The sequence below is a fragment of the Lichenicola sp. genome (assembly GCF_965198575.1).
In the GTDB taxonomy this organism is placed as follows: domain Bacteria; phylum Pseudomonadota; class Alphaproteobacteria; order Acetobacterales; family Acetobacteraceae; genus Lichenicola.
Genome location: NZ_OZ240671.1, coordinates 3082199 through 3097022, shown reverse-complemented (window position 1 = coordinate 3097022; position 14824 = coordinate 3082199). Strand labels below are relative to the sequence as shown.

Sequence of the window (14824 nt, the reverse complement as noted above, 5' to 3'; positions counted from 1 at the left end):
CCATGAAGATCGACCGCCGCGCGCTGCTGGTCGGCAGCGCCTCGCTGCTGGCGTGGTCCGGGACCGGGATCGCTGCCGCGGCTGCAACCATGGACGCGCTGGCCCGCGCAACCGCGCCGGTGAAGCTGCCGCCGGCACCGATCACGGCGCGGCATCCGGTGCGGATCGAGCGCTGGGGCATGGTGCGCACCGACGACTACCAGTGGCTGCGGGATCCCGACTGGTTCACGAAACTCCTGCACCCGGACAGCCTGGATCGGGCGATCCGCGCCCATCTCGACGCCGAGAATGCCTATTGCGCGGCGGTGATGCTGCCGACCGACGCATTGCAGGCCGAGCTGGTCGCCGAGATGCAGGCTCGCAGCAGCAGCACCGAGGCACCGCCACCGGAACCCGACGGCGCCTGGCTGTACTGGTCGGAGCTGCGGCCCGGTGCGCAGCAGCCGGTGTATCTGCGGCGGCCACGCGCCGGCGGTCCGGCGGAGGTGCTGTTCGATTTCGATACGGCGGCGGGGGGCAGGAAATACTACCGGCTGTCGTCGCTGAAGGGCCCGGCGCATAGTCCGGACGGCCGGTATTTCGCCTGGACGGTGGATGAACGCGGCGACGAGCATTTCACCCTGCACGTGCTCGACCTGGCAACCCGGCAGCCGGCATTCCCGCCGATCGAGGACTGCTTCGGCGAGTTCGTGTTCTCGCCCGACAGTCACTGGATCTTCTGGTTGTTGCGCGACGAACATAGCCGGCCGACCAAGGTCTTCCGCCGCCCGGTCACCGGCGGCGCCGACGTGCTGGTGCATGACGAGCACGACCCTGCCTTCTTCATCGCGTTGTCGCGCACCGCGGCCAACGGCTACGTGCTGATCAGCATCGAGAACGAGACCAGCTCGGAAATCCGGCTGATCAGGGCCGGCGACATCACCGCGATGCCGGTCGTGATGGAGCCGCGGACGCCCGGCCTGCGCTACGCCATCGACGAATGGGGCGACCGCTTCGTGGTCCGCACCAATGCGGACGGCGCGCTCGACAACAAGCTGATGCTGGCGCCCACGGCCACACCCGGGCGCGCATGCTGGCGGGCGTGGATCCCGTACCGGCCGGGCCGCTACATCGACGAGATGCGTGCCTTCCGCGACCACTTCGCGCGCATCGAATGGATCGACGCCAACCCGGTGCTGGTGACGGTGGATGCGAAAGGCTCGGGCGAGCGCCAGGTTCGTGGCGATGATGCCGCCTATGTGCTGACGCTGGACCAGGATGCCGACTATGACAGCAGCCTGGCGCGGTTCTCCTCCCAGTCGCCAAGGCGGCCGTTGACCTGGGAAACGGTCGACATGGCGACCGGCGTCCGGCGGGTGCTGTGGCAGCAGCCGGTCGCGTACTTCGATATGGCCGACTATGTGGTCGAACAGCTCGAGGCGCCGACTGCGGACGGCGTGCGGGTGCCGATCTCGCTGCTGCGCCACCGCGGCACCGCAGCGAACGGCAAGGCGCCGTTGTTCCTGTATGGCTATGGCTCGTACGGCTACTCGCTGCCGCCGGAGTTTTCCGCCCCCGATCTTTCGTTGGCAGATCGCGGCTGGATGGTGGCGATCGCGCATGTACGCGGCGGATCCGAACGCGGCCAGGGCTGGTTCACGCAGACGCTGACCACGCACAAGCGCCTGACCATCACCGATTTCGTCGATTGCGCCGCACACCTTGTCGAGACCGGATACACCGCGAAGGGCCGTATCGTCGGCCACAGCTTCTCGGCTGGCGGCATCCTGATCGGCGGCGCGATCAATCTGCGGCCGGACCTGTTTGCGGGCGCGATCGGCCAGGTGCCGTTCGTCGATGTGTTGAACACCATGCAAGACGACAGCAACCCGCTGGTGAAGTCCGCGCTGCCGCTCTGGGGCGATCCGGCCGACCCCGCGATGTTCCGCGCGATCGCCGGATACGCGCCCTACGAAACCATCCGGCGCCAGCCCTATCCCGCGGTGCTCGCGACCGCCGGGCTGCTCGATGATCGTGTCGGATACTGGGAGGCCGCGAAGTGGGTGGCGCGGCTGCGCGAGAACAGCACCAGCGGGCGGCCGGTCATGCTGCTGACCAACATGCATGCCGGACACCAGGGCGACGCCGGCGAGGACGACCTGCTGCGTCAGCACGCGCTGTTCCATGCCTTTGCCATCCGCGCCGTGTCGCATGCCTGGGGCTGACCCGATGGGCCGGGCATGACCGGCCGGCGCCTGCTGTTCGTCACCCACCGCTATGTCGGGCTGACGGCGGCCTTGTTCCTGCTCATCGCCGCGGTGACCGGCTGTCTGCTGGTGTTCCGCGCCGACCTCGACGCACTGCTGAACCCCGGCCTGTTCAGTGTCCCCAGCCGGTCCGTGCTGCCGGCGCCGGAGCTCGTGCAGCGCGTGCAGCAGGCGCATCCGGACTGGCAGGTGCTGGGCTTCGACCTGCGCACCCAGCCGGGCCATAGCCTGCGCATCGACGTCACCCCGCTGCACGCGAAAAATGCTGCCGGGATCATCGACGGTGCCGACCAGCTGTTCGTCGATCCGGCGGATGCGCGCGTCGTCGGCATGCGCACCAGCGTTGCCGGGATCCACGCCCCGAACCTGCTGCAGGCGATCTACACGCTGCATTACACGCTGCTCGCCGGAACCGCCGGGCGCTGGCTGATGGGCCTCGTAGCACTTGCCTGGCTGGTGCTGAACGCCCTCGGCGTCTGCGTCACCTGGCCGCGCCGGCGCCCCTGGCTCGGCAACTGGCGGCCGGCCTGGACCAGCAACCGGCGAGCGCTGGCGAACCGGCCGATGCCCGAGCTGCACCGGATCGGCGGCCTGTGGCTGCTGCTGCCGCTGACCGTGCTGGCGTATACCTCGGTGGCGATGAACTTCTACGACGAGCTGTTCCGGCCGCTGGTCGAGACGCTCTCGCCGCCACGCCCCTCGCCGTTCGACCGGCCTTCCGCCCCGTCGCCTGCGGGGGGATTGATCGGGTTCGAGGCTGCCGAACAGGCCGCGATCAACGCCGCATCGCGACAGACGCCGGACCTTTCGCCGGTCGCGATCTCGAACGATGCGGCGCACGGCTTCTACGAGGTCGCCTTCGCGCCAGGCGGCACCCGACTTTATGAGGGTTTCGGCCGCGTCACCTACTCGGTCGACCGGCATAGCGGGCGCGTCGTGTGGGTCGACCAGCCGCGCCTGGACGGACCCGGCCGGCTGGTGCTGCGCTCGCTCTACCCGCTGCATAGCGGCCAGGTGTTCGGCCTGCCGAGCCGGCTGCTGGTGCTGCTGCTCGGCCTGGTGACCGCGGGCCTTGCCGTCACCGGGGTGCTGCCCTGGTGGCGCCGGCGCCAACGCCGCACCAGGCAACCGCAAAACGGCTAATTGCAATTGATAGCTATTCGCATTAGGGACCTGTCCATGCACACGCCTCCCCGCCGGCCCCGCCCGATCGTCCGCTCGACCCTCCTGGTGTCGACCGCCCTGCTGCCGCTCGCCGGCCACGCCGCCCGCGCCCAAGCTGCCCGCACCCAGACCGCCTCGATGCCGGCGGCCCAGGCTGGTGTGTCCCAGGCCGGTGTGCCCCAGGCCGGTGTGCCCCAGGCGGGTGTGTCCCAGGTTGGCGCGCCACAGGCGGCCGCGTCCGGCACCAGCGGCAGCGCGCCGGAGCTTGTCTCTGTGGTCGGCCACCGCGCACGGAACAACGGGCTGGTGGCCAAGGGCTCCAACGCAGCAACGAAGACCGACACGCCGCTGATCGACACGCCGCAAGCGGTGTCGGTGGTGACCCGCGCGCAGCTCGACCAGCAGGATGCGCGGACGCTCGGCGAGGCATTGCGCTACACGTCGGGCATCGCCAGCGAGAATCGCGGCTTCTCCACGCGCTACGACCAGATCAGCATCCGCGGCTTCAACGCGGTCGACGGCATCGACGAGTTCCTCGACGGGCTCAAGCTGTTCAACGGCGCGTTCTACGCCACCCAGCAGATCGATCCGTTCCTGCTCGAGCGCATCGACGTGCTGAAAGGGCCACCCTCGGTGCTGTATGGCCAGGCCAGCCCGGGCGGTGTCGTGGCGCTGACCTCGAAGCTGCCGGTGGCCGATCCGCTGCACATGCTGTCGATCGAGGGCGGCACCTTCGGCTACGTGCGCGGGACCGCGGATTTCGGCGGCGCGATCGATCCGTCCGGCAAATTCCTCTACCGGCTGGCCGCCACCGGCTTCACCTCCGGCAGCCAGGACCAGCATACCCGCTCCGAACGCTACGCGGTCGCCCCGTCGGTATCGTGGCTCGCCGACGACCAGACCACGCTCACCATCAACGGCTTCTACCAGCACGACCCGCAGGGCGGCGGCTACGGCACGGTGCCTCTCGATGGCAGCATCCTGGGCAACGTGCATGGCGACATCCCGAACGATGTCTATGTCGGAGACACCAGTTTCGAGAAGTTCGATCGCTCGCAGGCCTCGATCGGCTATCAACTCGAGCATCATTTCAACGACCAGTGGACGGTGCGCTCGGTCGCCCGCTACGCCAATATCGGCACCGACTACAAGCAGGTCTATGGCGGCGGCGCACTCGAGGCCGACGACAGCACTTATGACCGCTCCACCGCCGCGTCGAAGGAGCATTACGACACCATCTCGCTCGAGGAGCAGATCCTCGGCCATTTCGATACCGGGCCGTTGCATCACAGCGTGCTGGCCGGCGTGAACTGGCAGAACCTGCGCGACGACTACAATTTCTCCTACGGCACGGCGCCGTCGATCGATATCTACGCCCCGAACAACAACCAGGTAATCCCGCAACCGGCACTTTCCACCGAGCGCGGCGTGACGACCAACCAGGAGGCGATCTTCTCCGAGGACCAGATCAGCTGGGGCCGACTGCACCTGCAGATCGGCGGCCGTGAGGACTGGTCGGAGATCGACACCCGCGACCATCTCTATCCCACCAGCAGCTTCGACCAGTCGGATCGCGCCTTCACCTGGCGCGCCGGCATCCTGTATGCGTTCCCGGTCGGGCTGTCGCCGTACTTCAATTACGCGCAGTCGTTCCAGCCGGCGAATTCAGTCGATTTCTTCGGCCGCCCGTTCCAGCCGACGCACGGCGAACAATACGAGGTCGGGCTCAAATACCAGCCGCGCCGTCTCGATGCCTTCTTCACGGCGGCGTTGTTCCACCTGACGGAAAGCAACGTGCTGGTGGCCGATCCAGATCCCGCGCACATCTTCGCCAGCGTGCAGACCGGTGGCATTCGCAGCCAGGGCGTCGAGCTCGAGGCGCACGCCAACATCACCCGCCGCTTCAACATCATCGCCTCGTACACCTACCAGGATGTGTCGTACCAGAGCGGCAGCGGCGCGCTGGTGGGCAAGCGTCCGACGCAGATCCCGGCGCAGTACGGCTCGCTCTGGGGACATTACGATATCGGCGACGGCAGGCTGACCGGCCTCGGTGCCGGGGTCGGCGTGCGCTACAACGGCAACACCCTGGCCGACCAGACGATCGAGAGCATCACGCCGAACTACGTGCTGGTGGACGCGCAGCTGCAATATGCATTGGGCAACCTGCAGCCTTCGCTCAAGGGAGCGACGCTCCAGCTCAACGCGCAGAACCTGCTCGATACGCGTTACGTCTCAAGCTGCTACTCGGCGGCGTTCGGCTGCTTCTTCGGCGCCGGCCGCAACGTCATCGGCCGCCTGACGTACAAGTGGTGATGGGGCGTTGGCGGTCTCGACGTCACCTCCACGACCAGGTCACCGGCAGCACTCTCCGGGCGGCCTGAAGCGCTTGCATACGACCTGCGCGTTGCCATCCGGTTGGCTATGGATCTCGCGCATCTGCGTCCGCCAGTGGGATGATCGGGCGACGGTTCAGCCCGGTCGGCGTGCCAGGCATGGCGGCGGCCTTCCGACCGCCGGAAGCGCGCACTCAGCCTGGCGCGGTCGGCAGCCTGCCGCTGGAGACGGCGTGGCCGAACAGGGCGAAATCGCGCTCGGTCTGGTCGGCATAGGACACGCCGAAGTCGGCGATGGCGCGGGCGAAGGCACGTCCGCGGCCGATATAGGCCGACAGGCCCACGATCTCGCCGGAACGCGCATGCGCGCGACCGAGCGTCTGACCGCACAGGGCCGCGTAATCCTGCAGGCCGTGCTGTTCGATTGCGGAGCCGAGTGCCGCAAGGCGTGAGTCCTTCAGGCGCCGGACATAGAAATGCCGGCCGCCGGCGTCCGCCTCGCCCGCGTGATCGTGGGCGTCATCCTCGGCATTATCCTGACGCCCGGTGCTGTGAGTCCATCCGAGGAACAGGTCGGACGCCGCCTGCATCACCCGCTGCCCGACCACCACCCGCTCGCCGGAATTGCCATAGGCCGACGGCCCGGCGAACGGTTCCAGCACCGATGCCTGCGCCTCCTTGATCTGCAGCAGCAGCGGCTCGCCGTCGGCCGTGCTGAACAACCCGATGGCGCAGAAGGTGCCGACGCTGCCGATCCCCACCACCTTGAAGATCACGTCCTCGAGCCGGTAGCGCTCCAGCAGCAGGCGCCGCTCCGGCGACAGGGTGCCGGCATAGCGCGCAAAGGCTTTCCGGACCTCGGTCTCGCGGCCGGGCAGGCGCATCACCAGCGGCGGTTTCTCGATCAGACGTGGCGTCGTCCCGGTGGTGTCAAGCAGGCCATATTGCACCGCGGCGCTCTGCAACTGCTGCTCCAGAGACAACCGGGCATGCCGCCTCGCCTGCCGGTCGCCGATGGAGTCGATCGCGTCCAGGAGATCGATGCGGGTGCTCCAGGCCTCGAGCGGCGTGAGGCCGGCAAGGCGGCCGATCTCGCTCGCATAGGCCAACACGGCATCGGCCGCGAGCCGGCGGCAGGCGCGCGCCGCGAGACCATGGCCGCGGCCGGCGAGCACCAGGCTTGCAGACAGTCGCTTCAGGTCCCACTCGAATGGCGCCGGCAACGTCTCGTCGAAATCGTTGATGTCGAACACCGGCAACCCTTCCGGAGTCGCATAGCTGCCGAAATTCAGCAGGTGGCAGTCACCGCAGCTCTGCACGACGAGGCCGGTCGCCGGCGTGGTCGCGAGATCGGCCGCCATGATCGCCGCCGCACCGCGCAGGAAGGCCAGGGGCGATGCCCGCATGCGGCCGTAGCGGATCGGCAGCAACTCGGCGATCCGTCGACGGCCCTGCGCCTCCAGGATGGCGATCGGATCCGCACGCCCAGCCGTGGCCTGCCAGTCGGCGTGGCTGTGCCGGCTGACCACGCGCCGCATCGCCCGGCCCGCTGCATACCGGTCGGCGCGCGGGACGAGCGGGTTGGACTGGCTGGGGTGGCGTTCCATGCGGGCTAGTAGCCGGCACCGGCCGCGCATGTCCAATGACGGGTGGGTGGCCCGGCTGTAGTGGCGGCAAAGAAAGTATCGGTCGACGGGCCGGAATGCAGTAGAGGCGCCGAACGGTCAGGCCTAGAGTGGGCGTAATGAATGACCGGTTTCCCGAAGCTGCAACAGCTCGGAGGCCGGCACCCGGGAGACGACACCATGATCGATGACCCCAGCGGTCTGGGCCCACGCGGCCGGTACGCGACGCAAACCGGCATCATGCAAGTGACCGCTCGTCCGGCGTAGCCGATGTCGACGCAGCCCGCACTCGAAGTGGTGAATGTCGGCGCCGACGCATGCCTCAAGATCTGGTCGCACGGATTGCCGTTTCCGACCGTGCGCTGGCACTTTCATCCCGAGATCGAAATCCACCTGATCACTGCGACGAGCGGACGATCGTTCGTCGGCGACTATATCGGCCGGTTCGAGCCCGACAACCTGGTGATCGTCGGGCCGAACGTTCCGCACAACTGGCTCAGCGACGTGCCGCCCGGCACCGTCATCGATGAACGCTGTATCGTCCTGCAATTCACCAGCGCGTTCGCATCGGGCTGCGTCTCGCTGTTTCCCGAGCTCGGGTTCCTGCGCACGCTGCTCGACAGCGCCGGTCGGGGACTGGAATTCACCCCGGCCACCGGTGCTGCGGCGCGGCCGATCATGCGCCGGATGCTGGGCAGCTCGGGCGCTCGCCGCATCGAGTTGTTCTTCTCCCTGGTAGCGCTGCTCGGCGAAAGCACCCCGCCGCAGCCGCTCGCCGGGGCCCGGCATCAGCCGAATCCCGACCTGTACCTGAAGCAGCCGTTGAACCACGTGCTGGCCCAGATCGCCGCCAACCCGAGTTCCGACCTGCGCGAAAGCGATCTCGCGGCCCTCAGCGGCTACAGTCCGAGCACCTTCTCACGCGCCTTCCGTCGCAAGACCGGAACGAGCTTCGTGCGCTATCTGCACGCCATCCGGCTGAACCGGGCCTGCGAGTTGCTGATCAACGAGGACATGCTCGTGGCCGACATCTGCTACGATGTCGGCTTCAACAATCTCGCTAATTTCAATCGACAATTCCGTTCGCATAAGGGCATGTCGCCCTCGGAATTCCGACGCCGCCACCGGGAGAACACCACCCGGGCGGCCCGGCCTGATGGCGCCGCCACAACCCGGCTCCATCCGGTCCAACCAGTACGGTAACAAGAGCAAAACGGGAGACACCAATGTCCAGACTCAAGACGGCGCTTTTCGGTACCCTCGCCATCGCTGCCCTTTCCGCAAGTGCCCAGGCTGCACCGATCAAGATCGGCATGACATTCCAGGAACTGAACAACCCGTATTTCGTGACCATGCAGAAGGCGTTGCGCGACGCCGCGGCAACCATCGGCGCCACCGTCGTGGTGACCGACGCGCATCACGACGTGTCCAAGCAGATCAGCGACGTCGAGGACATGCTCCAGCAGCACATCAACATCCTGCTGGTGAACCCGACCGACACTGCCGGCATCCAGTCCGCGGTTACGGCCGCGCATAATGCCGGCGTTGTCGTGGTGGCGGTCGATGCGAATGCGAGCGGTCCGGTCGATGCGTTTGTCGGCTCGAAGAACTACGATGCGGGTGTGATGTCGTGCACCTATCTGGCCAAGGCGATCGGCGGCTCCGGCAGCGTCGCCGTTCTCGACGGCATTGCCGTGGTGCCGATCCTGGAGCGTGTGCGCGGCTGCAAGGACGGCCTGTCCAAGTTCCCGAACATCAAGATCGTCGACACGCAGAACGGCAAGCAGGAGCGCGACGTCGCCCTCACCGTGACCGAAAACATGATCCAGGCGCATCCCGACCTGAAGGGCATCTTCAGCGTCAATGACGGCGGCTCGATGGGCGTGCTGTCGGCGATCGAGAGCAGCGGCAAGGACATCAAGCTGACCTCGGTCGACGGTGCGCCGGAAGCGGTCGCGGCGATCGCCAAGCCGGGCTCGAAATTCATCGAGACGTCGGCACAGTTCCCGGGCGACATGGTCCGCATCGGTCTCGGCCTGGCGCTCGCGGACTATTGGGGCGCCGGCAACACCGTCCCGAAGAACGTGCCGATCGACGTCAAGCTGGTCGATGCCGAGGCGGCCAAGACGTTCCATTGGTAAGGATCGTCCACCCCGAGGAGTAAAGCGTCATGGATCCGATCCTGGAACTTCGCGGCATCAGCAAGAGCTTTCCCGGCGTAAAGGCGCTCGCCGGGATCGATCTGTCGGTGAACCCGGGCGAGATCCATGCGCTGCTCGGTGAGAACGGTGCCGGCAAGTCGACGCTGATGAAGGTGCTGTCCGGCATCATCCCGCCCGACGAGGGCCACATCGTCATTGCCGGCGAGGAGAAGCATTTCGGCAACTACCACGATGCCGTTGCCGCCGGCATCGGCATCGTGTTCCAGGAATTCTCGCTGATCCCGTATCTGAATGCGGTCGAGAACATCTTCCTGGGGCGCGAGCGCCGGCGGTTCGGGCTGCTGCAGATGGCGGCAATGCGCGCCGAAGCGGTCCGGCTGTTCGAACGGCTCGGAGTGTCCATCGACCTGTCGGTCGAGGTGCGCATGCTCAGTGTCGCCCAGCAGCAATTCATCGAGATCGCCAAGGCGCTGGCGCTGGATGCGCGCATCCTCATCCTGGACGAGCCGACGGCGACACTCACGCCAACCGATGCCGAGCATCTCTTCATCATCATGCGGGCGCTGAAGCAGCAAGGCGTGGCGATGATCTTCATCTCGCACCACATGGAGGAGATCTTCGAGATCTGCGACCGGATCACGGTGCTTCGTGACGGCCAGTTCATCGGCGTCACTCCGGTGGTTGATACCGACATGGACAGCCTGGTGCAGATGATGGTCGGCCGCAGGCTGGAACGCAGCTTCCCGCCGAAGCCGCCGCGGCCTGCGGATGCGAAGATCGTGCTCGAGGTCGAGGACCTGGAAATCGAGCGCGGCGGACCGGTGAATTCGTTCCGGCTGCATGAGGGCGAGATCCTGGGCTTCTCCGGGCTGGTCGGCTCGGGTCGCACCGAGACGGTGATGGCGGTGCTCGGAGCGGATCCGGCCTACCGCAAGACCGTACGGATCAACGGCGAGCCGGTAAGGCTGAACGATCCGGCGGCGGCCCTGAGCAGCGGGCTCGGCATCCTGCCGGAAAGCCGCAAGGTCGAGGGACTGATCACCAGCTTCAGCATTCGCGACAACATCTCGATCAACAATCTCGGCAAATACAAGTCGATGGGCGCGTTCGTGGATTTCGCGCTCGAGCGCACCACCACCGCCGACATGATGAAGCGCGTCGGCGTCAAGGCGCCCGACATGGCCACGACGGTGGAAACGCTGTCGGGCGGCAACCAGCAGAAGGTCGTGCTGGCACGCTGGCTCAACCACCACTGCAAGATCCTGTTCTTCGACGAGCCGACCCGCGGCATCGATGTCGGCGCCAAGGCCGAAATCTACACGCTGATGCGGCAACTGACCGAACGCGGCTACGCCATCATCATGGTGTCGTCGGAGTTGCCCGAAATCGTCGGCATGAGCGACCGGGTCGCGGTGTTCCGCGAGGGCAGGATCGTTCGCACCCTCGAGGCCGCCGACATTGCGCCGGCCGAAATCATGCGCCACGCGACCGCGGGAGATCTCCATGAGCTCGTCTGAGACACTGACGCCGGCGCGGGGGCCGAACCAGGTCACGACGGCCCTGCGCCGGGCGTCGCGCTACTCCTCGTTCTATCCGCTGGTCGGGCTGGTCGTCGTCTCGATCGTGATGATCTTCGCGTCCGACAGCTTCCTCTCGTACAGCAACATCACCAACATCCTGCGCCAGGTCTCGATCAACGCTCTGATTGCGGTCGGCATGACGTTCGTGATCCTGACCGGTGGCATCGATCTTTCGGTGGGTGCGGTCATGGCGCTGTCCGGCACCCTCGCCGCCGGGCTGATGGCGGCCGGGATGAACGGCGTGCTCGCACTGGTGCTGTGCCTGGTGGTCGGGTGCGGGTTCGGCCTGGCCAACGGCGCCTTTGTCGCGTTCGCCGGAATGCCGCCGATCATCGTGACGCTCGCGACCATGGGCATCGCCCGCGGGCTTGGACTGATCTACACCGGCGGGTATCCGATCAGCGGCTTGCCGTCATGGGTGAACTGGTTCGGCGAAGGTCGGATCCTCGGGATCCAGACGCCGATCGTCATCATGATCCTGGTCTATATCGTCGGCTGGGTGCTGCTCGAGCGGACGCCGTTCGGGCGTTACGTCTATGCGATCGGCGGCAACGAAACGGCAACGCGACTCTCCGGTGTTCGGGTCGCACGCTCGAAGCTTCTCATCTACGGGTTGAGCGGCCTGACGGCGGCAATCGCGGCGGTCGTGCTGACCGGGCGCCTGATGAGCGGCCAGCCGAACGCCGGCCAGGGTTTCGAGCTGGACGCGATCGCTGCCGTCGTTCTCGGCGGCACCTCGATCGCCGGCGGCCGCGGCTCGCTGATCGGCACGCTGCTCGGCGCACTTCTCCTGGGTGTCTTGAATAACGGCCTCAACATGGTGGGCGTGAACCCCTATGTGCAGACCGTGGTGAAGGGCGTGATCATCCTGCTGGCGATCTATATCGGCCGCGAGCGTCGCCGTCGCGCGTGACGCGTTGCAAACTCGGAATTGAAAGGCACAAGCCATGGACCGCCAGAATAACAGGATGACCGCCGTCGTCTGCCACGGCCCGGAAGATTACCGGGTCGAGCAGGTCGATCGTCCGACGCCGGGCACGAGCGAGATGGTGATCCGGATCACCGCCTGCGGCATCTGCGCCAGCGATTGCAAGTGCTGGTCGGGCGCCAAGATGTTCTGGGGCGAGAACCCCTGGGTGAAGGCGCCGGTGATCCCCGGCCACGAGTTCTTCGGCGTGGTCGACGATCTCGGGCCGGATGCGGCCGAGCATTTCGGCGTTGCCGCGGGCGACACCGTGATCGCCGAGCAGATCGTGCCCTGCGACAAATGCCGCTACTGCCGCGCCGGGCAATACTGGATGTGCGAGGTGCACAACATCTTCGGCTTCCAGCGCAAGGTCGCCGATGGCGGCATGTCGGAATACATGCTGATCCCCCGTACCGCCCGCGTTCACACCATCCCGAAAACAATGAAGCTCGCCGATGCCGCGATCATCGAGCCGTTGTCCTGCGCGATCCATGTCGTCAACCGCGCCGAGATGCAGCTGGACGACGTGGTGGTGATCGCCGGCGCCGGACCGATCGGGCTGATGATGGTGCAGGTGGCGCATCTGCGCACGCCGAAAAAGCTCGTCGTCATCGACATGGTGCAGGAGCGTCGTGACCTGGCCTTGAAGTTCGGCGCCGACGTGGTGATCGATCCGGCGAACGAGAACGCCGACGCGATCGTGAAGTCGCTGACCGGCGGCTATGGCTGCGATGTCTATATCGAGGCCACCGGCTCGCCGGGTGGCGTGACCCAGGGGCTGGAGCTGATCCGCAAGCTCGGTCGTTTCGTCGAGTTCTCGGTGTTCGGCAAGGAGACGAGCGTCGACTGGTCGATCATCGGCGACCGCAAGGAGCTCGATATCCGTGGCGCGCATCTGGGGCCGTACTGCTACCCGATCGCCATCGACCTGCTCGATCGCGGGCTGGTCACCTCGGACGGTATCGTCACCCACGACTACGCCTTTGAGGACTGGGACGAGGCCATCAAGGTTGCGAACTCGCTGGACAGCATCAAGGTGTTGTTGAAGTCTGCCGCAAGCATGGCCTGAGGAAACCTGGCATGGCGTCGGACACCCCAGTGCAGGCCGTTATCGGCGTCGATGTCGGAACCGGCAGCGCCCGTGCCGGCGTGTTCTCGCTCGACGGCACCATGCTGGCGCAGGCGAGCCGGCCGATCCGGATCTGGCGTCCGCAGCCCGAGTTCGTGCAGCAATCCACCGCCGACATCTGGGCAGCGGTGTGCATGTCGGTGCAGCAGGCGATCGCCGGCGCCGGGCCGATCACCGTGCGCGGCATCGGCTTCGACGCAACTTGCTCGCTCGTGGTGGTGGATGAAGCCGGCGGCCCGGTCTCGATCGGTCCGGATGAGGCTCCGGACCAGGACGTGATCGTCTGGATGGACCACCGCGCGGGTGCGGAGGCCGACCGGATCAACCAGGGCAACCACAAGGTCCTGCGCTATGTCGGTGGCCGCATCTCGCTCGAGATGGAAACCCCCAAGCTCGCCTGGCTCCGCGAGCACCGGCCGGCTGCGTTCGCCGGTGCCGCGCATTTCTTCGACCTGCCCGACTATCTGACCTGGCGCGCGACCGGCAGCCTGACCCGCTCGCTGTGCTCGACCGTCTGCAAATGGACCTATCTCGGCCACGAGGCGCGCTGGGACGAGGAGTATTTCCGCAAGATCGGGCTTGGCGAATTGGCCGACGAGGGGTTTCGCCGCATCGGCACGACGATCCGTCCGATGGGCGAGGCGATCGGCACGCTTTCCGCGGACGCTGCCTCGGCGCTTGGCCTGCCCGCGGGAATTCCCGTCGGTGCCTCGGCGATCGACGCGCATGCCGGCGGCATCGGCACCATCGGCGCGGAACTGGATGGCCAGGCGCCTGACAACGACGACCTGTTGCGCCGCCTGGCATTGGTCGGGGGCACCTCGAGCTGCCACATGACGGTGTCGCACGAGCCGCATTTCGTGCCCGGTGTATGGGGGCCGTATTTCGGTGCGATGATCCCCGGCCTGTGGCTGAACGAGGGCGGCCAGTCGGCGACCGGTAGCCTGGTCGACCACGTCATCACCACCCACGCGGCCTATCCGGCGCTTGCCGCGGAAGCCGGCAGCACCGGCCAGAGCATCTACCAGCTGCTGAACCTGCGGCTCGAGCATTTGGGCGAGAACGTCCCGTTCCCGGCGGCGCTGACACGCGACCTGCATGTGATGCCGGATTTCCACGGCAATCGCTCGCCGCGGGCCGATGCAAGCCTGCGCGGCATGGTGTCGGGGTTGCGTCTCGGCGCCGATGCCGACGATCTCGCTGTGCTGTATCTCGCGACCGTGCAGGCGATCGCCTACGGCACGCGCCACATCATCGAGACGCTGAACGCGCAGGGTTACGCGATTGACACCATCCTCGCCTCCGGCGGCGGTACGAAGAACCCGGTCTTCCTGCGCGAACATGCCGACGCCACCGGCTGCGCGCTGGTGCTGCCGCGTGAGCCGGAAGCGGTGCTGCTGGGTGCGGCCATTCTTGGCGCCGTTGCCGGTGGTGCGTATCCGGGCATCCGCGAGGCTATGGCATCGATGAGCCGCGCGGGCACGATCATCGATCCGGACCTGGACGTGGCGCGCGAATATCACAACCGGAAATACGCCGTGTTCCAGCGGATGTACAATGACCAGCTCGCCTACCGCGCCCTGATGACGAGCGCGATCGTGTAGGCGCGGCCTGT

General features: G+C 66.7%; 10 protein-coding genes. 9 read left to right on the top strand and 1 reads right to left on the bottom strand.

Annotated elements, in window-relative coordinates:
* The first annotated feature begins 2 nt into the window (after positions 1–2).
* Genes ACOEQ2_RS14050 through ACOEQ2_RS14040 form a run of 3 tightly spaced genes read left to right on the top strand, consistent with a single transcriptional unit; the run spans position 3 to position 5726 of the window.
* Positions 3–2204 carry a S9 family peptidase gene (locus tag ACOEQ2_RS14050; RefSeq protein ID WP_419728592.1) on the top strand — a complete coding sequence of 734 codons (2202 nt, stop codon included), beginning with the start codon at positions 3–5 and terminating at the stop codon, positions 2202–2204.
* Between the two features lie 15 nt (positions 2205–2219).
* Positions 2220–3389, top strand: a complete 1170-nt coding sequence (locus tag ACOEQ2_RS14045) for a PepSY-associated TM helix domain-containing protein (protein WP_419728591.1) — start codon at positions 2220–2222, stop codon at positions 3387–3389.
* A 36-nt stretch (positions 3390–3425) separates the two neighbouring features.
* Entirely contained in the window at positions 3426–5726 is a 2301-nt protein-coding gene (locus tag ACOEQ2_RS14040; protein ID WP_419728590.1) for a TonB-dependent siderophore receptor, read from the top strand.
* A 214-nt stretch (positions 5727–5940) separates the two neighbouring features.
* On the opposite strand, the gene ACOEQ2_RS14035 is transcribed toward ACOEQ2_RS14040, so the two are convergent.
* Positions 5941–7353: a DUF2252 domain-containing protein gene (locus tag ACOEQ2_RS14035; RefSeq protein WP_419731231.1), complete on the bottom strand. Its 1413-nt coding sequence runs from the start codon at positions 7351–7353 to the stop codon at positions 5941–5943.
* 288 nt (positions 7354–7641) lie between these two features.
* On the opposite strand from ACOEQ2_RS14035, the gene ACOEQ2_RS14030 reads away from it, so the two are divergent.
* From ACOEQ2_RS14030 to ACOEQ2_RS14005, 6 genes are read left to right on the top strand one after another with little or no spacing between them, the layout of a single operon-like run.
* Complete coding sequence (locus ACOEQ2_RS14030; protein WP_419728589.1) at positions 7642–8574, top strand: AraC family transcriptional regulator; 933 nt, start codon at positions 7642–7644, stop codon at positions 8572–8574.
* 23 nt (positions 8575–8597) lie between these two features.
* Complete coding sequence (locus ACOEQ2_RS14025) at positions 8598–9512, top strand: substrate-binding domain-containing protein (RefSeq protein ID WP_419728588.1); 915 nt, start codon at positions 8598–8600, stop codon at positions 9510–9512.
* Between the two features lie 29 nt (positions 9513–9541).
* Positions 9542–11050 (top strand): sugar ABC transporter ATP-binding protein, encoded by a 1509-nt coding sequence (locus ACOEQ2_RS14020; protein WP_419728587.1) that lies wholly within the window; start codon positions 9542–9544, stop codon positions 11048–11050.
* Positions 11037–12026, top strand: coding sequence for an ABC transporter permease (locus ACOEQ2_RS14015; RefSeq protein WP_419728586.1), 990 nt, complete (start codon positions 11037–11039; stop codon positions 12024–12026). Before ACOEQ2_RS14020 ends, ACOEQ2_RS14015 begins: the two co-directional genes overlap by 14 nt.
* Positions 12027–12081: 55 nt before the next feature.
* The gene (locus ACOEQ2_RS14010) at positions 12082–13149 is read left to right on the top strand and encodes a zinc-binding dehydrogenase (RefSeq protein ID WP_419728585.1); all 1068 of its coding nucleotides are present in this window, start codon (positions 12082–12084) and stop codon (positions 13147–13149) included.
* Positions 13150–13160: 11 nt separating this feature from the next.
* On the top strand, positions 13161–14813 hold the full coding sequence (locus tag ACOEQ2_RS14005) for an FGGY-family carbohydrate kinase (protein ID WP_419728584.1): 1653 nt from the start codon (positions 13161–13163) through the stop codon (positions 14811–14813).
* Positions 14814–14824: the final 11 nt, after the last annotated feature.

What these genes read in the sequence shown, in the direction of transcription:
- ACOEQ2_RS14035 (WP_419731231.1), bottom strand. Translation starts at nt 7,353, where the DNA reads ATGGAACGCCACCCCAGCCAGTCCAACCCGCTCGTCCCGCGCGCCGAC.
- ACOEQ2_RS14005 (WP_419728584.1), top strand. Translation starts at nt 13,161, where the DNA reads ATGGCGTCGGACACCCCAGTGCAGGCCGTTATCGGCGTCGATGTCGGA.
- ACOEQ2_RS14020 (WP_419728587.1), top strand. Translation starts at nt 9,542, where the DNA reads ATGGATCCGATCCTGGAACTTCGCGGCATCAGCAAGAGCTTTCCCGGC.
- ACOEQ2_RS14025 (WP_419728588.1), top strand. Translation starts at nt 8,598, where the DNA reads ATGTCCAGACTCAAGACGGCGCTTTTCGGTACCCTCGCCATCGCTGCC.
- ACOEQ2_RS14045 (WP_419728591.1), top strand. Translation starts at nt 2,220, where the DNA reads ATGACCGGCCGGCGCCTGCTGTTCGTCACCCACCGCTATGTCGGGCTG.
- ACOEQ2_RS14050 (WP_419728592.1), top strand. Translation starts at nt 3, where the DNA reads ATGAAGATCGACCGCCGCGCGCTGCTGGTCGGCAGCGCCTCGCTGCTG.
- ACOEQ2_RS14030 (WP_419728589.1), top strand. Translation starts at nt 7,642, where the DNA reads ATGTCGACGCAGCCCGCACTCGAAGTGGTGAATGTCGGCGCCGACGCA.
- ACOEQ2_RS14010 (WP_419728585.1), top strand. Translation starts at nt 12,082, where the DNA reads ATGACCGCCGTCGTCTGCCACGGCCCGGAAGATTACCGGGTCGAGCAG.
- ACOEQ2_RS14015 (WP_419728586.1), top strand. Translation starts at nt 11,037, where the DNA reads ATGAGCTCGTCTGAGACACTGACGCCGGCGCGGGGGCCGAACCAGGTC.
- ACOEQ2_RS14040 (WP_419728590.1), top strand. Translation starts at nt 3,426, where the DNA reads ATGCACACGCCTCCCCGCCGGCCCCGCCCGATCGTCCGCTCGACCCTC.